Source organism: Devosia psychrophila (genome assembly GCF_000971275.1).
In the GTDB taxonomy this organism is placed as follows: Bacteria; Pseudomonadota; Alphaproteobacteria; order Rhizobiales; family Devosiaceae; genus Devosia; species Devosia psychrophila.
Genome location: NZ_LAPV01000090.1, coordinates 1 through 22,810, shown reverse-complemented (window position 1 = coordinate 22,810; position 22,810 = coordinate 1). Strand labels below are relative to the sequence as shown.

Annotated in this window: 24 protein-coding genes; 23 read left to right on the top strand and 1 reads right to left on the bottom strand. The window is 61.1% G+C overall.

Translation table 11 applies throughout. From position 1 onward, the window contains the following. Positions 1-2: 2 nt before the first annotated feature. The 14 genes from WH91_RS08165 (at position 3) to WH91_RS24895 (ending at position 13,581) form a co-directional block, all read left to right on the top strand. Positions 3-911, top strand: coding sequence for a polysaccharide deacetylase family protein (locus tag WH91_RS08165; RefSeq protein WP_046170507.1), 909 nt, complete (start codon positions 3-5; stop codon positions 909-911). Continuing rightward, positions 908-1,393, top strand: a complete 486-nt coding sequence (locus WH91_RS22560) for an ureidoglycolate lyase (RefSeq protein WP_052952680.1) — start codon at positions 908-910, stop codon at positions 1,391-1,393. Before WH91_RS08165 ends, WH91_RS22560 begins: the two co-directional genes overlap by 4 nt. Continuing rightward, complete coding sequence (locus WH91_RS08155) at positions 1,390-2,289, top strand: dihydrodipicolinate synthase family protein (RefSeq protein WP_046170506.1); 900 nt, start codon at positions 1,390-1,392, stop codon at positions 2,287-2,289. The genes WH91_RS22560 and WH91_RS08155 overlap by 4 nt, the downstream gene beginning before the upstream one ends. 1 nt (position 2,290) lies before the next feature. After that, a complete protein-coding gene (locus WH91_RS08150) occupies positions 2,291-2,968 on the top strand; it encodes a GntR family transcriptional regulator (protein ID WP_046170505.1) in 678 nt (225 codons plus the stop codon). Then, positions 2,965-3,879, top strand: a complete 915-nt coding sequence (locus WH91_RS08145; protein WP_046170504.1) for an NAD-dependent epimerase/dehydratase family protein — start codon at positions 2,965-2,967, stop codon at positions 3,877-3,879. Before WH91_RS08150 ends, WH91_RS08145 begins: the two co-directional genes overlap by 4 nt. Beyond that, positions 3,876-4,952: a Gfo/Idh/MocA family protein gene (locus WH91_RS08140; protein WP_082102063.1), complete on the top strand. Its 1,077-nt coding sequence runs from the start codon at positions 3,876-3,878 to the stop codon at positions 4,950-4,952. The genes WH91_RS08145 and WH91_RS08140 overlap by 4 nt, the downstream gene beginning before the upstream one ends. Further along, positions 4,949-6,508, top strand: coding sequence for an ABC transporter substrate-binding protein (locus tag WH91_RS08135; protein WP_082102062.1), 1,560 nt, complete (start codon positions 4,949-4,951; stop codon positions 6,506-6,508). The genes WH91_RS08140 and WH91_RS08135 overlap by 4 nt, the downstream gene beginning before the upstream one ends. Positions 6,509-6,649: 141 nt before the next feature. Further along, the gene (locus WH91_RS08130; RefSeq protein WP_244542435.1) at positions 6,650-8,158 is read left to right on the top strand and encodes an ABC transporter substrate-binding protein; all 1,509 of its coding nucleotides are present in this window, start codon (positions 6,650-6,652) and stop codon (positions 8,156-8,158) included. A 60-nt stretch (positions 8,159-8,218) separates the two neighbouring features. Beyond that, on the top strand, positions 8,219-9,193 hold the full coding sequence (locus tag WH91_RS08125) for an ABC transporter permease (protein ID WP_046170503.1): 975 nt from the start codon (positions 8,219-8,221) through the stop codon (positions 9,191-9,193). Positions 9,194-9,202: 9 nt separating this feature from the next. Continuing rightward, positions 9,203-10,126: an ABC transporter permease gene (locus WH91_RS08120; protein ID WP_244542434.1), complete on the top strand. Its 924-nt coding sequence runs from the start codon at positions 9,203-9,205 to the stop codon at positions 10,124-10,126. A gap of 25 nt (positions 10,127-10,151) precedes the next feature. Continuing rightward, a complete protein-coding gene (locus WH91_RS08115; protein WP_046170502.1) occupies positions 10,152-11,228 on the top strand; it encodes a Gfo/Idh/MocA family protein in 1,077 nt (358 codons plus the stop codon). Continuing rightward, complete coding sequence (locus tag WH91_RS08110; RefSeq protein ID WP_244542433.1) at positions 11,225-11,947, top strand: SDR family NAD(P)-dependent oxidoreductase; 723 nt, start codon at positions 11,225-11,227, stop codon at positions 11,945-11,947. Before WH91_RS08115 ends, WH91_RS08110 begins: the two co-directional genes overlap by 4 nt. A 104-nt stretch (positions 11,948-12,051) precedes the next feature. Continuing rightward, on the top strand, positions 12,052-12,987 hold the full coding sequence (locus WH91_RS08105) for an IS5 family transposase (protein WP_046170501.1): 936 nt from the start codon (positions 12,052-12,054) through the stop codon (positions 12,985-12,987). Positions 12,988-13,440: 453 nt separating this feature from the next. Beyond that, on the top strand, positions 13,441-13,581 hold the full coding sequence (locus tag WH91_RS24895) for a hypothetical protein (RefSeq protein ID WP_171910588.1): 141 nt from the start codon (positions 13,441-13,443) through the stop codon (positions 13,579-13,581). Positions 13,582-13,648: 67 nt separating this feature from the next. Here the strand turns inward: WH91_RS24895 and WH91_RS08100 are convergent, their stop codons facing one another. Further along, positions 13,649-14,581 (bottom strand): SMP-30/gluconolactonase/LRE family protein, encoded by a 933-nt coding sequence (locus WH91_RS08100; protein ID WP_248305816.1) that lies wholly within the window; start codon positions 14,579-14,581, stop codon positions 13,649-13,651. Between the two features lie 94 nt (positions 14,582-14,675). On the opposite strand from WH91_RS08100, the gene WH91_RS08095 reads away from it, so the two are divergent. From WH91_RS08095 to WH91_RS08050, 9 genes are all read left to right on the top strand, one after another. After that, a complete protein-coding gene (locus WH91_RS08095; RefSeq protein WP_046170533.1) occupies positions 14,676-15,383 on the top strand; it encodes a FadR/GntR family transcriptional regulator in 708 nt (235 codons plus the stop codon). Between the two features lie 7 nt (positions 15,384-15,390). Next, positions 15,391-16,596, top strand: coding sequence for a mandelate racemase/muconate lactonizing enzyme family protein (locus WH91_RS08090; protein ID WP_046170499.1), 1,206 nt, complete (start codon positions 15,391-15,393; stop codon positions 16,594-16,596). A gap of 27 nt (positions 16,597-16,623) precedes the next feature. Beyond that, positions 16,624-17,598, top strand: a complete 975-nt coding sequence (locus WH91_RS08085) for a sugar ABC transporter substrate-binding protein (protein WP_046170498.1) — start codon at positions 16,624-16,626, stop codon at positions 17,596-17,598. Positions 17,599-17,665: 67 nt separating this feature from the next. Then, complete coding sequence (locus WH91_RS08080; protein ID WP_046170497.1) at positions 17,666-18,646, top strand: ABC transporter permease; 981 nt, start codon at positions 17,666-17,668, stop codon at positions 18,644-18,646. Between the two features lie 2 nt (positions 18,647-18,648). Then, a complete protein-coding gene (locus tag WH91_RS08075; RefSeq protein WP_046170496.1) occupies positions 18,649-19,389 on the top strand; it encodes an ATP-binding cassette domain-containing protein in 741 nt (246 codons plus the stop codon). Between the two features lie 11 nt (positions 19,390-19,400). Then, positions 19,401-20,114, top strand: coding sequence for an SDR family oxidoreductase (locus WH91_RS08070; protein ID WP_046170495.1), 714 nt, complete (start codon positions 19,401-19,403; stop codon positions 20,112-20,114). Further along, entirely contained in the window at positions 20,115-20,987 is an 873-nt protein-coding gene (locus WH91_RS08065) for an aldose 1-epimerase (protein ID WP_082102061.1), read from the top strand. 735 nt (positions 20,988-21,722) lie between these two features. After that, positions 21,723-22,010, top strand: a complete 288-nt coding sequence (locus WH91_RS08055) for a type II toxin-antitoxin system prevent-host-death family antitoxin (RefSeq protein WP_046170493.1) — start codon at positions 21,723-21,725, stop codon at positions 22,008-22,010. Continuing rightward, positions 22,003-22,422 (top strand): hypothetical protein, encoded by a 420-nt coding sequence (locus WH91_RS08050; RefSeq protein ID WP_046170492.1) that lies wholly within the window; start codon positions 22,003-22,005, stop codon positions 22,420-22,422. Before WH91_RS08055 ends, WH91_RS08050 begins: the two co-directional genes overlap by 8 nt. The last annotated feature ends 388 nt before the right edge of the window (positions 22,423-22,810 follow it).

Here is a 22,810-nt window from a genome sequence, read left to right as displayed (position 1 = left end):
ACATGCGCGACTTCGTTGGCTACGCAGACCGACCGCCGACCATTCGCTGGCCCAACAATGCCGGCGTTGCAGTCAACTTCGTACTCAACTACGAAGAGGGCTCGGAGTATTCGATCGCCAATGGTGACGGCCGCTCCGAGACCGCGCTGCTTGAGGTCAACGCCGCCCGCGTGCCAGCCGGAAGCCGCGATCTGGCCTCCGAAAGCATGTACGAATACGGCTCACGCGTCGGCTTCTGGCGCCTTGCCCGGCTGTTTCGCGAACGCGATCTGCCGCTGACTGTGTTTGCAGCGGCCCTGGCGCTCGAACGCAATGCGGAAGTCGCCAAGGCTATCGCGCAGACCGACTGGGACGTGGTGGCGCACGGCTACCGCTGGGTCGAGCACTATCACCTCGACGAAGCCACCGAGCGTGAGCACATCGCCAAGGCCTATTCCAGCATCGAGCAGAGCGTCGGTCGTGCGCCACAAGGCTGGTATTGCCGCTACAGCCCCAGCGAACACACGCGCCGCCTCGTCGTCGAGCATGGCGGCTATGGCTATGACAGCGACGCATACAATGACGAAGTGCCCTATTGGCTCAGTGTGAACGGCACGCCGCACATGGTCATTCCCTATTCGCTGGTGACCAATGACGCCAAGCTACTGGCCGGCGGTGGCATCGAAAACGCCGCCGACTATGCCCAGTTCCTGATCGACAGTTTCGACGTGCTGGCCGACGAAGGCCGCACCACGCCGCGCATGATGTCGATCGGGCTACATCCCCGCGTCATCGGCCATCCGGGCCGCATCGCCGGGCTGGTCAAGTTCGTCGACCATATCGCCGGCCGCGACGATGTCTGGGTCGCTCGGCGCTCCGACATTGCCGCCCACTGGCGCGCCGTCATGCCCGCTTTGGGAGACGCCGCATGAGCCAGAGCGTGGTCATATCCGAGAGCTATGCTGCCGAGGACTTCGCGCGATTTGGCACGTTCATCGATCGTCCGACACAGGCTGGCCAGCGCCAGTTCTATTCCGACTGGCTCGGCGCCGACGGCCTCGTACCGGTTTTCCACGTCAACAATGTGCCGTCGACCACCTTGCCGCTGACCCTGACCAGGCTCGAGCGTCACCCCCACGCCGCGCAATGTTTCGTGCCGCTCGATGTCAGCCGCTATCTGGTCAGCGTCGCGCCGTCTTTGCCCGACGGCTCCGCGGACCTGTCAGGCCTGAAGAGCTTCCTGCTGCCCAGCACCGTCGGCGTCATCTATGCGCGCGGCGTCTGGCATGCCGGCGCCAGCGTGCTCGATCGGGCAGGGGCCTTTGCCGTGCTGATGTGGCGCGGCGCCAATGACGACGATGTGTTTGCCGATATCGCCCCGACCCTTTTGATCTCGCAAGGACCAAGCGCATGACGCGGACCCCCAAGCTCTACGTGCCCGCCATCACGCCCTTCAAAGCCGATCTGCGCATCGATACGCAGCGCTTCATTACCAATTGCCTGGCCCTGCTCGCCGACGGCGCCGATGGCCTCGCCCCGTTCGGTACCACCAGCGAAGCCAATTCGATGAGCGTCGACGAGCGGATCGAACTGCTCGATGCGCTGCTCGATGCCGGCGTCCCCGCTAACCGCCTCATACCCGGCACCGGTTGTTCTGCCTTGCCCGACACCATCGCGCTAACCAGGCATGCCGTGTCCCGCGGTGTGCTCGGCACGCTGACACTGGCGCCCTTCTACTACAAAGGCGTCCCCGAGGATGGCCTGGTCGATAGTTTCTCGGCGATCATCGACGCGGTCGGCGACACCAGGCTCAAGATCTTTCTTTATCACATCCCCCAGATGACCGGGGTGCCGATCACCCTGACGCTGATCGAAAAGCTTCTCGCAAAGCATCCCGGGGTGTTTGTCGGGCTCAAGGATTCCTCGGGCAACTGGGACAATACCCACGCGGTGATCAAGGCCTTCCCCGAGCTCGAAACCTATTCAGCTTCCGAAGCCCTCATTCCGCAGAATGTGGCGGCTGGTGGCGCCGGCTGCATCAGCGCCTCGGCCAACGTCAATGCCCGCAACATCGTCGCCCTGATGCATGCTTTGGGCACGCCCGAGGAAGCCGAAATCGCCGCTGGCGTGACCGAGCTGCGCAAGATTTTCGAGGGACTGCCGTTGGTCCCCGCGATCAAGGCAGCCACCGCCTTGCGCCACGCTGACCCCGCCTACGCCATCGTCCGGCCGCCCTTCGTCAAGCTGGCCGGCACCCATGCAGCCCAGATCGAGCGAGCGGCCGAACTGGCCTTTGGTGGAGCACAGTGAGATGATCATCGAGCCCCAGGTCACCGATATGGCCCGTATCGAAAACGTGCCGCTGCGTGTTTCGGTCGCCGATATCATCCGGCAGGCCATCCTCAACGGTACGATGCGGCCCGGCACGCCAGTGGTCGAAATGGCCCTGGCCGAGCAGCTCAACGTATCCCGCGCTCCGGTGCGCGAAGCGATCCAGATCCTTGAGGCCGATGGGCTGATCGAAAGCGAGCCTTACAAAGGCAAGCGGGTCAAGCCGCTGACGCTGAAGGAAGTCGAAGAGCTGTATAGCCTGCGCGAGCAGTTCGAGGCCTTCGCCATCCGTCGCATCGTGGAGCGCCAGGTCGACGTCTCCGAACTGCATACCCACTCCGATACGATGTTTGTGGCAGCTGAACGGAGCGATCTTGCGGCGCTCAACGTCGCCGACGAGGCGTTTCACCGGGCACTGATCCGGCTGGCGGATCACGGCCTGATGCTGTCGCTGTGGGACAATCTCTATCTTCGCATCCGCCAGATCATGGCTCTGCGCAACAGCGCCAACCGCGACCTGCGAGCCGTGGCGCGCAATCATCCACCCATCATCGCAGCGATCGAAAAGCGCGACATGATCCTCGCCATTTCGCTGATCTCCGACCATACGCGCTCCGCCTCGCAGATCGCCCCCGAAGAACTGGGGATTGCCCCGTGACGCGCACCGTCCTCATTACCGGCGCAGGTGGCTTTGTCGGGTCGCATATGGCCGAAGGCTTTTGCGCCATGGGCGATACGGTCATCGCGCTAGACAGCCAGTTCGACGCGGCAACGCGCGCGCGCCTGGCGCACGCGGAACTGGTGCAGGCACCGCTGAATGCCGATGTTCTGGCTACAGGTCGCCAGCTCGACCTCGTCATCCACGGCGCCGCCATCACCACGCCGCCCGAGGATCTCGGCCTCAGTGCCCAGCAGCATATCGACATGAACGTCGGCCTGCTGCGCATCGGGCTGCAGCTGGCCTTGTCGCATGGCGCCGCCGATTTTGTGTTCCTGTCGTCCTCTGGTGTGTTTGCGCTCGAGGATGGCGGAGGCGTGCATCTCGAGAGCACGCAGCCAACCGCGACCATGCCCTATGCACAGGCCAAGCGCGCCGGCGAGGATGCGACGTCGGCCGCCAACAGCCCGTCGCTGCGCGCCATTTCCGCGCGGCTTGGCCCGATTTATGGTCCGCACGAAGTCACCCGCAACAGCCGCCGCATTGTCTCACAAATCAGGCGCTGGCTCGACCGGGTGGCGTCCGATCAGCCAATCATCGTACAGATGCCTGACGAGCGCCGTGACTGGACCTTCGCGCCAGACCTGCCCCGGGCGCTCGATGCGTTGCTCGGCATCGAGCCCAAGATTGCAGGCATCGTTCATCTGACCTCGGCCGGTATCGTGTCCAACCTAGAACTGGCGCATCTGGTGGCAAGCCTTGTCGATGGTGCGTCCATCGACGTCGAACCAGCCAACCAGCCGGCGCGCCTTCCAATGGTCAGCGACCGCCTTGATCTTGCCGTCCTCCATGACTGGACGCCGCTGGCCCAAGGTATTGCGCAAACCTTCGATGTGGAGGCGGCCCGATGAGCCCGCTGCGCATCATCCTCGTCGGCCTCGGCGCCCGCGCCCAATTCTGGATGCGGGTCATCCGCGACAATCCCGATTGTACCATTGTCGGCCTGGTCGATCCGTCCGAAGCCGCGCGCAACCGGGCTCTGGAACAATGGCCCGGCGCTATTGCTGCGGCCGATGTCAGCCTGCTCGGGCAGATAGAGGCGGACGCTGTTTTGCTGGCCACGCCGCCCGGTGGTCGCGAAGCGCAGATGGAAGCCGCCTGCGCCGCTGGTCTGCCAATCCTCGCCGAGAAGCCTCTTGCCGATGGCGTCGAGCTGGCCGCACGCTATGTCGAGATGGCCGAGGCCGCCGGCGTTCCGCTGATGGTGGGCCTCAACTTCCGCTTCCTGCCGGTCACCCAACACGCTATGCGGCTGATGGACGAGACCGTCGGCGCTCCCGAATTTGCCCGCTTTACCTATGAGCGCTGGCGCGACGGCTGGAAGCCCAACTTCAACAAATACCCGCTGACCATGGACCAGCCCATGCTGTGGGAGCAGTCGATCCACCACTTCGACTTGATGCGCTACGTCTACAAATCCGAGCCGGTCCAGGTGTTCGGCAAGACCTTCAATCCAAGCTGGTCGATGTATCGCGACGACGCCAATGTCTCGGCCCTGATCACCTTCGCCAATGGCATTACGGTCAATTACCAGGGGTTATGGCAGTCCAACTGGCAGGCGCCCGGCTTCCAGTGGCGCAGCGAATGCGCCAAGGGCGTCGTGATCCAGAACGACCAGTTCGGCGACCTCAATTATGCGCTTCATGGCGACGCAGCGCTGACCAGCGTGCTGCTGCCGTCCTATGAGCAATGGATCAATGACGCGGTGGCACTGCTCGCCGCGTTCGTCGCCGCTCTGCGCGGCACAGCCCCCCTGCTGTGCTCCGGCCGCGACCACCTCAGTTCGCTTCGCATGGTTCAAGCATGCATCCTGTCCAGCCAACTTGGCCAAGCGATCAATCCTGCCGATCTCGACTTTGGTGCGAAGCGAGAGATCGGCAATCCCTCCAACCCCACGGCACTCCAGCAAAGGACGTCCCTATGAAGACCATGAGGCATCTTCTGATGGCAGGAACGGTGGCGCTTATCGCGCCGCTGGCCCCTGCTTTCGCTGCCCCGCCTGCAGATACCCTGGTTGTCGGCATCTCCGCTGACGCCTCGACCTTTGATCCGGCCAATATCAGCAGCCGCGACAACTCCAATATCGCCAAGCACATCTTCGGGACCCTCTATGAGGTCGATCCCGAAGGCCGCATCGTGCCGCAGATGGCCGAATCCTACGTCGAAGCCGAAGACGGCAAGAGCTACACATATACGCTCAAGTCCGGCCTCACCTGCGAAGACGGCGAAGCCCTGACGGCCGAAGACGTTGCTTACTCGTTCAACCGCGCTGCCGATCCGGCCAATGCCTTCACGGGCAACACGCCTGGCTTCGTTTACTCGTCCATCGGCTTCGATGGCGCCGAGGTAGTCAGCGATCTTGAAGTCAAGATCAACCTGGCCACCAAGAACCCAGTGTCCTTTGGTCTGATCGCCGAAGTGTTCCTGCACTGCAAGGACAGCTACGAGGCGATGAGCCTTGAAGATGCCACTGCAAAGCCGATCGCATCAGGCTCCTATCGTCTTGCATCGTGGGATCGCGGTTCGCAGGTCGTGCTCGAAAAGATCAAGGATCCCGGCACGTTCCAGAACATTATCTGGCGCATCATTCCGGAAGCCTCGACCCGTTCGGCCGAGCTGATCGCCGGTAACGTAGACATCATCACCAACGTCGCGCCCGACCAGGTCGAAGCCGTGAACACCTCTGGTTCCGCCACGGTCAAGTCCGTGCAGGGTACCCGCCGTATTTATGTCGGCTTCAACATGAAGGACTCCTTCGCCACCGGCACTCCGGGCGGCGCAGCTATCCAGAAGACCGACGTGCGCGTCGCTCTCCAGTATGCCGTCGACGTCGAAGCCATATGCAGCCAGTTGCTGAACTTCGAATGCAAGCGCGCTACGGGCCTGGTCAATCCACCTAACGACAATGAAAACTTGCAGCCTTACGCATATGATCCCGACAAGGCCGAGGAACTCCTCGACGCTGCCGGCTATCCACGTGGCGAAGACGGCACCCGCTTCGAGATCAACTTCCAGGCGCCCCGTGGCCGTTACCTCAACGACGCCAACGTTGCGCTGGCCATTGGCCAGTACCTCGATGATATCGGCGTCAAGACCAATGTCGAACTGATGGAATGGGCTTCGGTCTATGTCCCTCTGATCCAGAAGCACGACGTCGGCCCAATGTTCCTGCTCGGTTCGGGCGGCGGCACCTGGAGCGCGCTCTATGACATGGCCGACCTGTCGGCTGTCGATGCGGGTACTAACTACACCGAGTGGAAGAACCCCGACTGGTTCTCCGGCTGGCCGGAAATCGCTGCGGCGGCTACCGAAGAAGAGCAGCGTGCTGTCATCGATCGCATGCTCGAGGTCTTCTACAACGATCCCCCGTGGCTGATGCTGTACTTCCAGCCTGACTTCTACGGCGTATCCAACCGCGTGACCTTCGAGCCGCGCCGTGACGAAAAAGTCTACCTCTTCGATGTTGCCCTGACCAAATAATCGAACCGGGCACGTGGGGCCAATCCCCGCGTGCCATCCAAGCCGAAACATATCGGCAAACCAGAAACGCTATCGGGAGGCTCAGAAAGGGGAATGACCATGGTTGCCTTTAATCGCTTTGTTTTCGCGGGTGCCCTCACTATGGCAGCCCCCGTAGCGGCAATCGCCGCGCCGCCGGACAATACGATCATCGTTGGCCTGAGCGCCGACGCCTCGACGTTCGATCCGGCTCAGATTTCAAGCCGCGACAATTCCAATATCGCCAAGCACATCTTCGCCACGCTGTTCAAGGTGAACTTCGAGGGCGAGATCGAGCCCGAGCTGGTCGACAAGACCACCATCAGCGACGATGGCCTCGCCTATACGTTCACCATCAAGCCCGACCTCACCTGCGAAGATGGCGAGCCGCTGACCGCCGAAGACGTCGCCTATTCGTTCAACCGCCCCGCCGACAAGGCCAGCGCCTTTACCGGCAACACGCCCGGCTTCGTCTACACGACGCTCGGCTTCAAATCCGCCGAAGTGGTCGATGACCTCAACGTCACCGTCAACCTGACCGCCAAGACCACGCTGGCGCTGGGCATGATGGCGCAGGTCTATATACACTGCCAAGACAGCTACGAGGCCATGACGGTCGAAGAGGCCGCGTCCAATCCGATCGGTTCGGGATCGTATCGCCTAGCATCGTGGGAGCGCGGCTCCGAGATCGTGCTGGAAAAGATCAAGGATCCCGGCACTTTCGACACCATCATCTGGCGCATCATTCCCGAGGCATCGACCCGCACCGCCGAACTGATCGCCGGCAATGTCGATATCATCACCAACGTCGCTCCAGACCAGGTCGGCGCTATCAACGACAGCGGTTCGGCCAAGGTCGCCCAGGTCGATGGCACCCGCCGCATGCAGGTTGGCTTCAACCTCGGCAAGGGCGTCGAAGGCATGCCCGGCGCCAAGGAAATCCAGGATCCCAAGGTCCGCTTTGCCATGCAATATGCCGTCGACGTGCCCAGCATCTGCACCCAGCTGCTGGGCACCGAATGCACCCGCATGACCAGCCTGGTCAACCCTCCCAACGGCAATCCCGACCTCCTACCGATCCCCTATGATCCCGACATGGCTGAAAAGCTACTCGACGAAGCCGGCTACCCGCGCGGCGAAGGCGGCACGCGCTTCAGCATTCGCCTGCAGGGTCCGCGTGGCCGCTATCTCAACGACGCCAACGTGGTCCAAGCCATCGGCCAGTATCTTAACGATGTCGGCATCAACACCGAGGTCGAGTTGCTCGAATGGGCTTCGGTTTATTCGCCGCTGCTGCGCACCAAGGAAATGGGACCGCTTTTCTTCCTCGGGCAGGGCGGCGTCACCTGGAACCCGCTCTATGACATGAGCCTGTTCTCGACACCCGACGGCGCCACCAACTACCAGAGTTGGACCGACCAGCGCTGGTTCGACGACTGGAAGCTGGCCATCGATGCCGACACTGTCGAGGCCGCGCGCCCGGTCATCAACCGCATGCTCAAGCTGTTCTACGACGAAGGCCCGTGGCTGCAACTGTACTTCCAGCCTGACTTCTACGGCGTTTCCAATCGCATCGAATGGACCCCGCGCCGCGACGAAGAAATCGAGCTGTTCGCCGCCACCCTCAGTTAATCCGCTGGATGCGCCGCCCGGTGTGGCGCATCCTACTTTTCTCAAGTTGGGCCGACCGCCATGTGGACCTTTATCATTCGGCGCTTGCTGCAAAGCGCCATAGTCATCATCGGGGTAACGCTCATCACGTTCACGGCGCTGCAGATGAGCGGCGACCCGACCTATCTCTATGTCAGCGAGCGCGCGACCGAGGAGGAAATCCAGCGGACCCGCGAGGCGCTTGGCTTCGACAAGCCGCTGCCCGAGCAGTATCTCACCTTCCTCGGCAAGCTGGCACAGGGCGATTTCGGCAATTCGCTGTCCTACAAGCGGCCCGCCATCGAGGCGGTGATGGACGCGCTGCCAGCAACGCTGGAACTGACGTTTTTTGCCATGATCCTCGCCATTGTGGTGGCCATCCCGCTCGGCGTCATCGCCTCGCTCAATCGCGGCAGCGCCGCTGATGGGTCGGTCATGACCATGGCCATGCTGGGGCAGTCCATCCCCAGCTTCTGGCTTGGCATCATGATGATCATGTTCTTCGGTCTGCAGCTCCGCATCCTGCCCATTTCGGGACACGTGCCGTTCATTATGCCGCTGATCCAGGGCAATTTCATGCAGGCGCTGACCAATCTGCCGCAGTCGCTGTATTACCTCATCATGCCCGGTTTCGCCGTGGCGTTTTACTCCATTTCGCGCAATGCGCGTCTCGTGCGCTCTTCCATGCTCGAAGTGCTGGGCCAGGATTTCGTACGGACCGCGCGGGCCAAGGGCATCAGCGAAAGCGCCGTGGTGATCCACCATGCCTTGCGCAATGCGTGGCTGCCGGTCGTCACCATGATCGGCCTGGAGTTCGGCTTCCTCATCGGGGGCGTCGTCGTGGTGGAGATCGTGTTTTCCTGGCCAGGTCTTGGACGGCTGGTGTTCAACGCCATCAACCAGCGCGATATCCCCGTGGTGCAGGCCGCCGTCGTGACGCTGGCGATGGTGTTCATCGCGCTCAATCTCATCGTCGATCTGGTCTATGCCAAGATCGATCCCCGCGTGAAGCTCTAGGAGGCCGGCATGTCGGTTGAAACCATCCCGTCGACCCCCATCAAGGTCCGCCCCATGTCGCACAAACGGCGCGAACTGCGTCGGGCCATCCGTTCCATGGCGCAGGCGAAGTGGCCGCTGCTGGCACTGTTCGTTCTGCTGCTTGTAGTGTTTGCGGGCATTTTCGGCCCCTGGCTTTCGCCACTTGACCCGAACCGGCAAGACATCATGATGCGCTTGGCCGATCCGCTCACGGAGGGCCGGCGTAACGCCTTCTTCCTGCTCGGAACGGATGGGCTGGGCCGCGACGTTCTGTCCCGCCTGCTGTACGGCGCGCGCATCTCCCTGCTCGTGGGCGTCTGCGCCATTCTCGTCGGCGGCACCATCGGTGTCGTCGCGGGCCTTGTTGCCGGCTATTTCGGCGGCTGGATCGACGACGTCATCATGCGCCTGGGCGATATCCAGCTGGCTTTCCCCTTCATACTTCTCGCCATCATGTTCCTGGTGATCCTGGGGCCTGGCGTGATGAACATCATCATCGTGCTCGGCGTCGGGCAATGGGTGACCTATGCCCGTATCGTGCGTGCTCAAACGCTTTCGCTGCGCGAAAAGGAATATGTCGAGGCTGCACGCGCCTTGGGCGACAGCACCTTCCTCATCATCTTCCGCACCATCCTGCCCAACATCATCGCGCCATTGACCGTTATCGCCTCGTTCAACGTGGCCTCGGTGATCCTGTCCGAAGCTTCGCTCTCCTTCCTCGGGCTCGGCGTACCTCCCAACGTGCCGACCTGGGGCGCCATGCTGGCCGATAGCCGCGATCAGCTGATGGCCAACAAATGGTGGCTCGCCTTCTTCCCGGGCATCGCCATCGTGCTGACCGTGCTGGCCTTCAATATCCTCGGCGACTGGCTGCGCGATTTCCTCGATCCCCGCCTCAAAACCATGGCCTGACCCTCCAATAAAAAGAGCAAAAAAAATGAAAGTTGGTATTGTAGGCGCGAGCTTTGCCCGTGCTGCCTATCTCCCCGCCCTGCGCCATGTCGACGGCGCTGAAGTGGTTGCCCTGGCCTCGGGCCGGCTCGAAAGCGCACAATCGGCCGCGGCTGAGTTTGGCGTGCCGGCCGCCTATGATGACTGGCAGGAAATGCTCAACAAGCACCAACTCGACCTGGTGCTGATCGCGACCCCCACCGACCTGCATGCGCCGATCACGCTGGCAGCCCTCGACAAGGGCGCCCACGTGCTTTGCGAAAAGCCCACCGCCATGGATGTCAATGAAGCCACCGCCATGCTCGACAAGGCCGAAGCGCTCGGCCGGCTGCACATGATCGACCACGAACTGCGCTTCAATCCAAACCGTGCCAAGGTCGCCGCGATGATCGCCAATGGCGATCTGGGCGACATCCGCCACGTCAACATCGCCAACATCGGCGCCTCTTGGGCCAATCCGTCAGCGCGTCCCAAGGGCGACTGGTGGAGCCTTGCCGAACACGGCGGCGGGCGCCTCGGCGCAAACGGCAGCCATCAGGTCGATATGCTGCGCTGGTGGCTCGGGCCAGTCGCGTCGGTCGTTGGCCAGGCGCTGACTGTAATCCCCGATCGCCTCGACAAGGCCACCGGTGAGCCCTGGACTGCCACCGCAGATGATCTGTCCTATTTCACCCTGCAGATGCAAAGCGGCGCGCTCGCCCAGGTGTTCATGAGCGGCGTCGCGGCCAACAACATTGGCAACCTGACTCAGGTCTTCGGCTCCAGGGGCACCATCCTGCTCGACAACGACGACGAGAAACTAATGTTCGCCAAGGCAGGCGGCAGCTTCGAGGACATCACTGCCGCCGATCCTAACGCGGCTTTGCCGGGAGTCAGCAAGGGCGTCTGGAATGTCTCGGTGGTGGATGCGCTGCGCGAACTGTCCGGCGCCATCAACGAAGGCCGCAAGCTGCGCGCCGGCGCAACATTCTTTGATGGCTTGGCCAATCAGCGCGTGCTCGATGCCGTCAAGCAATCCACGACGGCACGGGCCTGGGTAGACCTTCCGGCAGAGCGTAATTGAGCCGACCGCTGGGGGAGCAGACCGTCATCATCACCGGTGCGGGGCAGGGGCTGGGGGCGGCAATCGCTCGCCGCTTCGCCTCCGCCGGGGCGCGGCTGGCCCTGATGGACTATAATGCGGCCGCCCTGGCGGAGACCACGCTAGCCTGCGGGGCGTCAGCCATCGGGATAGAGGTCGACCTGTCTGACCGGGTAGCCACCAATATGGCAATCGCCAAGACCTTTGGGCAGCTGGGGCGGGTGGATACGCTGATCCACAATGCTGCCATTCTGCGTCCCACGCCCTTTGCAGACGAGGATTTCGACAGCTTCTTCCGTGTCGTCAATGTTGGCTTGCAAGCGGGCTTCCAGTTGGCGCGCGCCGTGTGGCCGGGCATGCGTGACAATGGTGGCGGTGCCCTTATCTTCGTGTCCTCGCGCTCAGGTGTCGAAGGCTTTGCTGAAGAGTCTGCCTATTGCGCCGCAAAGCACGCCCTTGAGGGATTGTCCAAATCCCTAGCGCTGGAAGGCGCCCCCTTTAGCATCACCGCCAACACCATTACGCCGGGCATGTACATGCGGACGCCGATGTCTGCCCGGAATTACTCTGAAGAGCTGAAGCAAAAATGGGTCGATCCCGCGCTGCTTACGCCCGCCTTCGTCCTGCTGGCGGAGCAGCGTTTGCAGCCTCAGAACGGGCACCTGCTGGATGCCTGGGTATTGTCGCAGGAGGGGGCGTAGATTGAGAGTTCGCAACGCACCTCTTATGAGACCTGTGCGCGGGTGTCTGGACTGGCTTTTCGAACTGTGATTCCCTCAATCTGAACAATTGATTGGGGGATGCGATGTCACGTCGGCACATTGGTCAGGAAAAGTTTGGCTTTTCCGTTGATCGCGGTCAGCATTGCTCTTTGGATGAGCTTGCCAGGCTGATTGACTGGGTGCCGGTCGATCATTGCCTTTACGTGATTTCCTGCTCTGCGAAGGGCGAGCCTGCCTGGCCGCCAATAGCCTTGTTCAAGGCGATGCTGCTGTCGATCTGGTACGATTTGTCCGACGTGAAGCTCGCCGAGGCGCTTGACGACAGACAATCGTTCCGGCGGTTCTGCGGGTTCTCGACTCAAGAGACGACGCCGGAGCGAACAGCTTTCGTACGTTTTCGAAAAGCCCTTGTGGCCCATGGTCTGGACAAGACCCTGTTCGACGAGATCACCGGCCAGCTCAAGGCCAAGGCGATCCACGTGAAGACCGGTACTCTTGTCGATGCGACGATCATCGCCTCAGCCAGCCAGGATGATGAAGAGGGCCATTGGGTCAAGCACAAGGGCCGACCGGCGGTTCATGGCTTCAAGGCCCATGTCGGTGCTGACGCTGATACGGCCCTTGTCGAGGAGATCGCCGTCACGCCCGCCAACATCAACGACGGCAAGGCCGGTCCTGATGCTCTACCCGACAATCCCGGCGAGGTGTTTGCCGACAGCGCCTATTGCGGCAACCATTTCGGCGACGCGGTGCGCGCCAAGGGCGGAACGCCACGCATCGTCGCCACCGGTATGTGGGGCAAAGACGAAGCGGAAGCACTGGCGCGCCTTGATGCCTGGAACCAACCGATCCACCGCATTCGTGGCCGGATCGAGAAGATTTTTGGCACCTGGAAACGAAGCTACGGCCTTCGCCGGATGCGATGGCGCGGGCTTGCCAAGGCAGGCGTTCAAATACGCCTCACTGCCATCGCCTACAATATGAAACGCAGTTTGAACATCATCGCCATGGCTGGATAGCGGGCAAAACTTGACTGACGCTCACACGGGAGCGTCACAAGCCACAGCCGACGACGTTGGTCGCTGATATCTTTGTGCCATCTATGTCAATCGGACGCCGGATATGTCCGCCTAATGAAAGCCCCCCACCCAGAAAGCCGAAAAGATCGAACAAAATCAACGCCCCCCTCCGCGCACAGGTCTCATAAGACGATCCTCGACGATCCGGTAGGCATGCTCGGAGATATCTCTCCCCGTAAAGCTATCCGAACCAGCAAAGGTCAGAAGAAAGTGGCCGAATGGCTCAAATATCTCGAGAAACGCTCCGCCAATTCCCACGATCCTGCAGATCCGATGGCGACTTACGATTTCGGATGGATATGGCGCGAGCTCAAAGTCCAAAATCTACGGCGTTGAGACCTACCGTATATCTGTGTCCCAATAATGCTCTGGGGCCAATTAGGATATAGCCTGATGAGCAAGACAACGAAAAAGTTTTCTCCTGAGGTGCGCACCTCGTGCGGTGCGGATGGTGGCGGAGCATGGCGGAGAGTATCCGTCGCGCTGGGCAGCGGTAGTTTGCCTTTCCTGCATGTCGAGTATGCTGAAACCTGATCAGCGAGCGCGTCAAATCCGGGTATGCCGCCTGCGAGGCGGACAGAGGCTTGCGCGGTTCAGGCGCTCACCCTGTGCTGAGGCGCCTCCGGCGGCTTTGGTGCGTGACGTTCGCGCCGAAACGTGCGACCGGCATTCCTTTCACGCCAAGCTCCAGCGCGAACAGGCCGCCCTCCTGCGGCCGGGCGAGCAGGTGTTCGGCGGTCATGGTGAAGCGCGCCGAGGTGACGTACAGCGTCGACAACTCGCGGCCGCCAAAGCAGCAACTGGTTGGCCAGGAACAGGGGAGTTCCACAATGCGATCGATCGACCCGTCTGGCAAAGTCCGCGTCAGGCAGGCGCCGCCGGCCACCCGCGCGGTCCAGATTCCGCCCTCAGCGTCAAGGCATGAACCATCGGGCGCTCCGCGGGCAAATCGCTGCTGAAACGGCTGCTGTGGCCCCAATGTACCATCCGCACCAATTTCATAGCCGTAGAGCGCGTTTTTTGTCGTATCGGCGGTGACCAGTCGGTTGCGGCTCGGGAAAACGAAGGTATTGGTAATGCCGAATGTGTCATCGCTCACCTGCTGCAGCCGTCCATCTGCGGTGTAGCGGTAGAGACGGCCCGTCGCCGCCAGCCCATCCAGCGCGCTATCATCGGCGGCGATGTTGTTCTGCATTGTGCCGACCCAGAATGCCCCGTCGGGACCAACCACGCCTTCATTCAACCGGTTGGACGGCAGCAAGGGCTCCACCTCGAGCAGCGGCGCCGGCTCTCCGATCCAGTCCCAGCGACAGATATGCCGCTCCATGCCCACAATCGCGCTGCCATCCGCTCCCAGCCCGATGGAGGTCGGCCGGCCCGAAAGGCGCCAGAGTTGGTGATGCCGGGTTTGCGGGGTGAAGGCCTGAATGCGGCGACCGATTATATCGACCCAGACCAGGCGGTCCCGCCGATCGTCCCAAACGATGCTCTCGCCAACGGTGTCAGCCGCCTGAAAGATCAATTCTGCGCTCACGCCCAATCTCCTCCGAAGGAACTTGACAGTCATGATATGGAGCAATTATGAACAGTTCAAGTTAAACCTATCATACAAGTTGCTGGAGATCGGTATGTCGCTTTATGAGGCAAAGGAGGGTGGGCTGGTCGGCACGGCAATCGGCGCCATCACCCGCCACATTCGTGAGAACGATCTTTTGCCCGGTGACAAATTGCCGTCGGAGGCAAATCTATCCAGGGAACTCAATGTATCGCGCACTGTCGTGCGGGAGGCCTACCGCTCGCTGGCAGCGATGCGGATCATTGAGCTTGCTACTGGCAAACGCGCGACCGTATCGCCGATCGACCATGGCGCCATGTCGCTGATTTTTGAGCATGGCGTTTATACCGATCAGATCAATATCCAGCAGATCTACGATGTCCGCCGCACCATAGAATCGCGCATCGTGGTGCTGGCCAGCATCCGGCGCAGCGATGCCGAGGCAACGGCAATACTGGCCATTGCCCGCGCAATGCGCAAGGCGGCCAACAACCCCGAGGAGCTGATGGAGCAGGACCTGGCCTTTCACCGGGCCCTGGCGGCGGCGTCGAAAAATCCCGTTTTCGCGCTCATCGTCGGTGCGTTTCAGGGTATCACCCGCCAGACCTGGCTGGTGGGCTGGAAAAGCCGGACCACCGCCGAGGCGCGCGAGGCCATGCTCGCCACTCATGAGGGGATCGCTGAAGCCATCGGCGCCGGAGACCCGCAACGCGCTGTTGAACTGATGGGTGTGCATTTTGACGAGAGTGTCCGGGCCCTGCTGTCGGCTGGCCTGTCCTGAGGAAACCATGAAAATTACCGCGCTTGAGACGATCCGCATCGCCGAACGGCCAAACTTGCTCTGGCTGCAGGTGCATACTGACGAGGGGCTCGTCGGCCTGGGCGAAACCTTCTTTGGCGCCGCGACGGTCGAGGCCCATGTGCATGAATATATTGCGCCACGGGTGATCGGGCGCGATCCGCTGGAGATCGACAAGCTCTCCGGCGATCTGGTGGGCTATGTCGGCTTCCGTTCCTCGGGGGCCGAAGTGCGCGGCAACTCGGCCTTCGACATTGCGCTCTGGGACTTGTTCGGCAAGGCGGTTAATCAACCCATTGCCCAGCTCTTGGGCGGTTTTACGCGGCGCGAGATTCGCACCTACAATACCTGCGCCGGCACGGAATATATCAAGAAGGCAACCGGGCAGACGACCGGCAATTATGATTTGGGCGGTGGCCACAAACACTATGATGATCTGAATGGCTTCCTACATCACGCCGATGAACTGGCACACTCGCTGCTCGAAGAGGGCATTACGGCACTGAAGATCTGGCCGTTTGATGCGGCGGCCGAGGCCTCGCGGGGGCAGTATATTTCTGCTCCCGACTTGAAACGAGCGCTGGAACCATTCGAGAAAATCCGTGCCGCGGTTGGCGACAAGATGGATATCATGGTGGAGTTTCATGGCATGTGGCAACTCCTGCCGGCCATGCAGATTGCCAAGGCGCTCGAGCCCTATAATACCTTCTGGCATGAAGACCCCATCAAGATGGATAGTCTGTCCAGTCTGGCGCGCTACGCAGCGGTCTCGCCAGCGCCAATCTCGGCGTCCGAGACGCTAGGGTCGCGATGGGGGTTCCGCGATCTGCTGGAAACCGGCGCGGCAGGCGTCGTCATGCTGGACCTGAGCTGGTGCGGCGGGCTGTCGGAGGCGCGCAAGATCGCCTCGATGGCGGAAGCCTGGCATCTGCCGATCGCGCCCCACGATTGCACCGGACCAGTGGTCCTGTGCGCCTCAACCCACCTATCGCTCAATGCGCCGAATGCCCTCGTGCAGGAAAGCGTGCGGGCATTCTATCGAACCTGGTACCGCGATCTCGTGACCGCGCTGCCAGAAGTGAAGGACGGCATGATTTCGGTCCCCCCCGGAGCCGGACTTGGAATGGAACTGCATCCAGATCTGGATCGGGCCTTTACTGTGTCGAGGAAAATTTCTGACGCAGCCAGCCTGTAAACTAAGCAACGCTCAGGAGGAGCAATAATGAAACTCGTAACGACCACGCTCGCATTCGCTTTGGCGATGACGACCGCAAATGTGGCCACGGCGCAAGATAAGCTACAGATTGTATTTGCGCATCATTCATCGGCTTCCAATACCTTCTGGCAGGCTGTCAAGAAGGGCTTCGAGGACGCCTGTGGCAAGGTCGATGCCGAATGCCAGATGCTGTTCACCCAGACCGAAGGCTCGGTGACTGAGCAGCTGGCCAATATTGAAGCGGCCATTGCCCGCAATCCGGATGCACTGTTGACCACCATCGTCGACAACGAAGCGCTGGACGAGCCGATTCAGCGCGCCCGCGATGCAGGGATTACCGTCATCGCCGTCAACGTCGATGATCTGGAAGGCGCCAAGGGCAACGCTCGGCAGGCCTTTATCGGCCAGGGTTTCCAGGCGGCAGGCTATTCGCTGGGGCAGGCCCAGTCGGCCAATTTCCCCGCCGATGGTCCGATCCGCGTGCTGGTCGGCATTTCCGCACCGGGCCAGAACTGGTCCGAGCAGCGCGGCCAGGGCGTCATCAATTTCCTTGAGGAATACAAGGCCAGTTCAGGCCGCGATATCACCTGGGAGAAAATCGATAGCGGCACCGACCTTGCTGTGACCTCTGACCGCGTCGGCGCCTATCTGGCGGGCCACCCCGACTTGACCGCCTATTTTGACACCGGCTTTTGGCACGCCAGCGTCGCGCGGGTGCTGGCCGACCGGGGCGATGCGCCCGGCAAGGTTCTGCTGGCAGGGTTCGATCTGGTGCCCGAAGTCATCGAGCAGATGAAGGCTGGTTACATTCAGGTTGAGGTGGACCAGCAGCCCTACATGCAAGGCTTCATGCCGGTGATGGAAGTCTATCTGGCCAAGAATTTTGGCTTGGCGCCGACCGATATCGACACCGGCCAGGGCATTGTGAAGGCGGAAGACGCGGATTCGATCATGGATTTGTCCGCCAAGGGGTTGCGCTAGCCCGGCTCTTCCTCCGGGCGCCGCTGTGCGCCCGGAGGGAAACCGTTTGCAAAAAGGATAGGCCGGGATGAGGCGATTTATCAAGATTTCACTGCAAAAGCCTGAACTCGCCGCTGCTCTTTTGCTGGCCGGCTTGGTTTTCTTTTTCCAGATCATGTCGAACGGCGTGTTCCTGAGCCCGGCGAATTTGCGCGGCATCCTTGGTCTGATGCCGGAAATGGCGCTGGTGGCCATCGGTGTGACCCTGTTGATGATCTGCGGCGAGTTCGATCTTTCAGTGGGGTCGGTATTTGCCATCTGCCCCATGACCATGGCGGTCCTGATGGCTGGCGGCTGGCCGTTCTGGCCCGCGATAGTGGCCGGACTGCTGGTCTGCGCGTTCATCGGGTTTCTGAATGGCTGGTTGACGATACGGTTTGCCATTCCATCGTTCATCACCACGCTGGGCATGTTGTTCATGGTACGCTCCCTGACCGTGGTGATCTCGGGCGGATTTCCGCCGCGGCTTCAGGTCGATGCCATTCCGACCTGGCTGTTTGTCGAGTTTGTCGGGCCGGGTAACCTGCTCCGCGCGTCCTTTTTGTGGTTCGTTGTCATCGCTATGGCGGTCAGCCTGCTGCTGTCGAAGACCAATTTCGGCAACTGGGTGCGGGCGACAGGGGGATTTTTGCCGGCGGCGACCGCTATGGGCATTCCGACCGCCAGGGTCAAGATCGCCTGCTTCATGATCTGTTCGGTGCTGGCGGGCTTCGCCGGGAGCATCCAGGTGATGCGCATCGGTTCGCCCCTGCCCTCGATCGGGGAGGGGCTGGAACTGGCCGCAGTGGCGGCAGCGGTGATCGGTGGGGCCTCCCTGCTGGGTGGGATCGGCTCGATCATGGGCGGCATTATCGGTGCCATTCTGATCCGGGTGATCGATAACGGCATGGTGCTGAGCCAGGTGGACAGCAATTGGTTCAAATTCGCCGTGGGCGCCCTAACCATCCTGGCCGTGGTAGGCAATTCGTGGCTGCGCAAGCGCGGCCAGTCCATGAAGGTGGAGACCTGATGATGAACAGCCAGGAACAACCGATTATTTCAGTCCGCAATGTCCACAAATGGTATTCCGGCGTGCATGCGCTGCGCGGCGTCAGCGTGGATTTCAGGGCCAACGAGGCCGTCGGGCTGGTAGGGGACAACGGGGCGGGCAAGTCGACGCTGATCTCGATCCTGGCCGGCCTGCATGCCAAGGATGAGGGCGAAATCTACGTCGAAGGCAAGCTGGCCGCTATCGACAATCCACGTGATGCGATGAATCTGGGGATCGAGACGATTTACCAGTACAACTCGATGGTCCCCAACATGTCCATCGCCCGCAACATGTTCATCGGGCGCGAGCCGCTGAAGGCTTCGTTCATGGGGGTCGGCCTGCTGGACGAGGCCAGGATGCGCACCGAGAGCGTGGCCGCGATTGCCAATGTCGACCTGCATCTGCGCTCGCCGGATGCGCTGGTCGGCGAACTTTCGGGCGGCCAGCGCCAGGGCGTTGCCATTGCCCGGGCCATGCATTTCAAGTCCAAGGTGATGATCCTCGACGAGCCGACGAACCATCTTTCAGTGAAGGAAACCGCCAAGGTGATCGGGTTCGTTCAGTCCCTGAAGGCCCAGAATGTGACCGGCATTTTCATCAGCCATAATTTGCACCACGTCTTTGCCTGCTGCGAGCGGATCGTGGCCATGGCGATGGGCGAGATCGTGCTCGACAAGCCGATTGCCGAGACGTCGATCGAAGAAATTCTCCAGGTTCTATAGGGACAGACAGGATGCCGCTTTCAGCAAGACATGCGCTGGTCACCGGGGGATTGGGCACTATTGGTCGCGCCTATGTGGCGGCGCTTGCCGCCGCCGGCATCCGGGTTACGGTGCTTGACCGCCCCGGCGGCAAAGCCCCGCCAGGAATTGAGTTTTTAGGGGTTGATCTCAACGATCTGGCGGGGACCGAAGCGGCCGTGTCCGAGGCCGTGGCAGACGATCCGATCGATATCCTCGTCAACAATGCGGCTTTGATTATCAACAAGCCGCATGAGGCTTTCAGCCTGATTGAGTATGAGGATCAGATCCGGGTCAACTCGTCCGCTGCGTTCGTCCTGGCGCGGGTCTGCGCGCCGGCCATGAAAGCCGCCGGCTGGGGGCGGATCGTCAATATGACCTCAATCACCTTGACGGGGCAATGGGATGGCTATGTGCCCTATGTAGCCTCGAAGGGGGCCATGCTGGGGCTGACCAAGGGGCTGGCGCGGGAACTGGGCAAATACGGCATCACCGTGAATGCCATTTCCCCGGGCGCCGTGGTGTCCGAAGCCGAAAACCGCGTCTTCGCCGATCGGCTGGCGGAATACAATGACTGGGTGCTGGACCGACAATGTCTCAAGCAGCGCCTGCAAGCCGAAGATGTGGCCAATCTGCTGCTGTTTCTTGTCTCTGATGCGGCACGGATGATCTCCGGGCAGAATATTGCCATCGATGGGGGCTGGTAGGTGATCCAACTCGCGGCAGGCCAGGCGCGCGTGGAGATTTTACCCGAAATGGGCGCAGGGCTCGCCCGATTGTGGCTGGGGGATCGGCCGTTGCTACGGCCTTGGTCTGGAATCAAGGCCGACGGCCCCTTCGCTTTGGCGATGAACCTGCTGGCGCCGTTCTCCAATCGGATCGCTGGCGGCTTTCATCACGACGGCAGCGATTATGCATTGCCGCCGAACCTGCCCGGGGAGCCCCTGCCAATTCACGGCGACGCGTTTCAGCGCCGTTGGCTGGTGACTGAGCAAACGGACAACAGCGTCGCCTTGCAGTTACCCGATGGCTCGTTCGGTCCCTTTCGGTACGGGGCCGCAGTCCGTTATCGTCTGGACGAACATGGCTTGGCGGCTCGTCTGGAGCTAACCAATCTGGGCGTCATGGCATTGCCATTCGGTGCTGGCTTTCATCCATGGTTTCCCCGTTCAAGCCAGACGCAAATTCGGTTTGACGCCAGTGGCTACTGGCCCGAGAACGCGCAGCATTTGCCCGCAACCCGTGCGGCGGTGGCTCTGCCGCCGGACCTGGACTTTGCCGGGCGCAGGGGCCTGCCGCACGGCTGGATCAATGTGGGCTTCGCTGGCTGGACCGGCCAGACGCAGATCGATCAAGGCCCCGACGCCGTCTCGGTGCGCGTCAGTTCCGATGATCTTCACACGGCAATGCTGTATTCTCCCTCCGCGGGGGCCGACTTCTTCTGCTTTGAGCCGGTGTCGCATCCGGTCAATGCCCATAACTTGCCGGGCCGCCCCGGTTTGGTCACCCTTGCGGGTAGCGATAGCCTGAATGTTGGCATGAGGCTGGACTGGGGCCTGAGCGATGATCGGTCCGCCTGAGCCTAAGCTGGGACTCACAGCCTTGGTATGAAGTTTAGGTGCGCGGGTTGGTATTGTGCCGCTCAGCGGATGATCAAAGACGCGCTGACCTGAGCCGGGCGGCGACCCCGAGACCCCTGTCCTCCGCTCAATTGCGTCAATTACCCGCTAGCGAAAGACGGCTCACTTATTGTCCTACCCCCTAGCGAGACTGGCGCGCGGGCAGTGCATATGTTCTGCCGGCACGGGGACCTCGAACGCACCTCCCCGATGCGGATGCTGTAGTATCCTGGATCGGTCGAGCACTTCCGAGACCTCTCCGACGCCGATCGCTGGCAAATCATGAGCACGCTCTGTGCAAGAGCACAGGGGCCAGTTCCCGACACGGTGCTGCGCGGTACGGCTCACGACGGTTTTCACCTTCATCTTGGGGCACGTGAGCCCCAGCTGCATATGGAGGGGAGCGTGGTGGACAGGCTCCACCTCGATTGTACCGATCCAGCGGGCCAGTGCGACTGCCTGGGCAAGCCTGTTCGACCTGCCGCTCGCTATGTCGTTCAACCAATAGTCTGAGACGCCTATCGGACGTTTCCGGTGCGCCGACAACCAACTCGGCGGCTACGAGTTCTAATGGTCATTGACGGTGGAACGGCAATGACGCTTGAGATCGCGTACCCGGAGCGTCACGATATCAAACCATAACGATTGCGGTTTTCTGTTATTTCTGTATATTACAGGAAAATGGAGATTAGGCTCATGCCAACCAAAACGATTTCCTCAGTCGAGTTTGTCCGGCATTTTGGCCGCTACCATGACGAGGCCATGCGCGGACCCATCACCCTGACCAAGCATGGCCGTGCCTCGGTGGTCGTCGTCCCCGTTGAGGAATACGAGCGATTGACCAACCGCAGCGACCCGCGCCGCGTATACCGCACAAGCGAGACGCCGTCAGAACTAGCAGATATGATCCTAGCTCAACTTGAGAAGGATTCCGACGAGTATCGGGCGTCAAGCACCACGCCAAAGACCCCCGCTCTTGACTGATGGATTCCGCCGGGGCGATGTGGTCGGCTATCCCTATTTATGGGGCTGGCAGGACGTACAAGGTCGCGAACACGGCGAAAAAGATCGCCCCGTTTGTCTGCTGTTGACGATGACCGACGCCAACGGCAACACCCATCTTATACTGCTCCCGATTTCCTCAAAACCGCCTTTTGACGGGCAAACCGCCATCGAAATTCCAAAGCTGGAACTCCGCCGCGCCAATCTCACGGGTTATGGGCGAGGCTGGCTTACCGTCAGCGAATACAATTACGACATCCTTGAGCGCTCTTATCATCTCGACGCGAGCGCACCGCCGCGAGGTCGGTTTAGCGAAGTGTTTCTTGAGGCAATCCGCCAAGCTTTTGCGCCACATCTGGCCGCCGGTAACGCCCGGATCGATCGGACAAAATAACGTTCTGTTGCGGCTGGAGCTTAGCCGGGAACGACTCCACCGCGCGTGGCGATGGTCTCGCTGATTTAGAACGATCCCGCATGCTCACTGCTCTGGCCATGGACTGGCATGGATCTCCTGACCGCTGTAGGTGGTTAGGCGCCCGGGCCGATCCCACGGGTCTTCGTTCTTGCTTTATGATGACGTTCGGTTATTGAACAGTAGAAAGTGATTGTTCGCATAATTAACATTATGGAACGAGGCTTCTCCAATGGCCGACTTGGGGTGGAGGCTGTGTGAAAACTCCGGATTATGGTATGATCTGGCACTGCTTCGGAGGTGCCAGATGGGACGTTTTGTCGAGGCTGCTGACCGTGACCAAGCGAGCTTTCTGCCGGCTTGTCTTGAG

What these genes read in the sequence shown, in the direction of transcription:
- WH91_RS08155 (WP_046170506.1), top strand. Translation starts at nt 1,390, where the DNA reads ATGACGCGGACCCCCAAGCTCTACGTGCCCGCCATCACGCCCTTCAAA.
- WH91_RS08075 (WP_046170496.1), top strand. Translation starts at nt 18,649, where the DNA reads ATGAACAGCCAGGAACAACCGATTATTTCAGTCCGCAATGTCCACAAA.
- WH91_RS24895 (WP_171910588.1), top strand. Translation starts at nt 13,441, where the DNA reads ATGAGCAAGACAACGAAAAAGTTTTCTCCTGAGGTGCGCACCTCGTGC.
- WH91_RS08150 (WP_046170505.1), top strand. Translation starts at nt 2,291, where the DNA reads ATGATCATCGAGCCCCAGGTCACCGATATGGCCCGTATCGAAAACGTG.
- WH91_RS08135 (WP_082102062.1), top strand. Translation starts at nt 4,949, where the DNA reads ATGAAGACCATGAGGCATCTTCTGATGGCAGGAACGGTGGCGCTTATC.
- WH91_RS08120 (WP_244542434.1), top strand. Translation starts at nt 9,203, where the DNA reads ATGTCGGTTGAAACCATCCCGTCGACCCCCATCAAGGTCCGCCCCATG.
- WH91_RS22560 (WP_052952680.1), top strand. Translation starts at nt 908, where the DNA reads ATGAGCCAGAGCGTGGTCATATCCGAGAGCTATGCTGCCGAGGACTTC.
- WH91_RS08115 (WP_046170502.1), top strand. Translation starts at nt 10,152, where the DNA reads ATGAAAGTTGGTATTGTAGGCGCGAGCTTTGCCCGTGCTGCCTATCTC.
- WH91_RS08095 (WP_046170533.1), top strand. Translation starts at nt 14,676, where the DNA reads ATGTCGCTTTATGAGGCAAAGGAGGGTGGGCTGGTCGGCACGGCAATC.
- WH91_RS08055 (WP_046170493.1), top strand. Translation starts at nt 21,723, where the DNA reads ATGCCAACCAAAACGATTTCCTCAGTCGAGTTTGTCCGGCATTTTGGC.
- WH91_RS08165 (WP_046170507.1), top strand. Translation starts at nt 3, where the DNA reads ATGCGCGACTTCGTTGGCTACGCAGACCGACCGCCGACCATTCGCTGG.
- WH91_RS08085 (WP_046170498.1), top strand. Translation starts at nt 16,624, where the DNA reads ATGAAACTCGTAACGACCACGCTCGCATTCGCTTTGGCGATGACGACC.
- WH91_RS08125 (WP_046170503.1), top strand. Translation starts at nt 8,219, where the DNA reads ATGTGGACCTTTATCATTCGGCGCTTGCTGCAAAGCGCCATAGTCATC.
- WH91_RS08105 (WP_046170501.1), top strand. Translation starts at nt 12,052, where the DNA reads ATGTCACGTCGGCACATTGGTCAGGAAAAGTTTGGCTTTTCCGTTGAT.
- WH91_RS08070 (WP_046170495.1), top strand. Translation starts at nt 19,401, where the DNA reads ATGCCGCTTTCAGCAAGACATGCGCTGGTCACCGGGGGATTGGGCACT.
- WH91_RS08130 (WP_244542435.1), top strand. Translation starts at nt 6,650, where the DNA reads ATGGCAGCCCCCGTAGCGGCAATCGCCGCGCCGCCGGACAATACGATC.
- WH91_RS08080 (WP_046170497.1), top strand. Translation starts at nt 17,666, where the DNA reads ATGAGGCGATTTATCAAGATTTCACTGCAAAAGCCTGAACTCGCCGCT.
- WH91_RS08140 (WP_082102063.1), top strand. Translation starts at nt 3,876, where the DNA reads ATGAGCCCGCTGCGCATCATCCTCGTCGGCCTCGGCGCCCGCGCCCAA.
- WH91_RS08090 (WP_046170499.1), top strand. Translation starts at nt 15,391, where the DNA reads ATGAAAATTACCGCGCTTGAGACGATCCGCATCGCCGAACGGCCAAAC.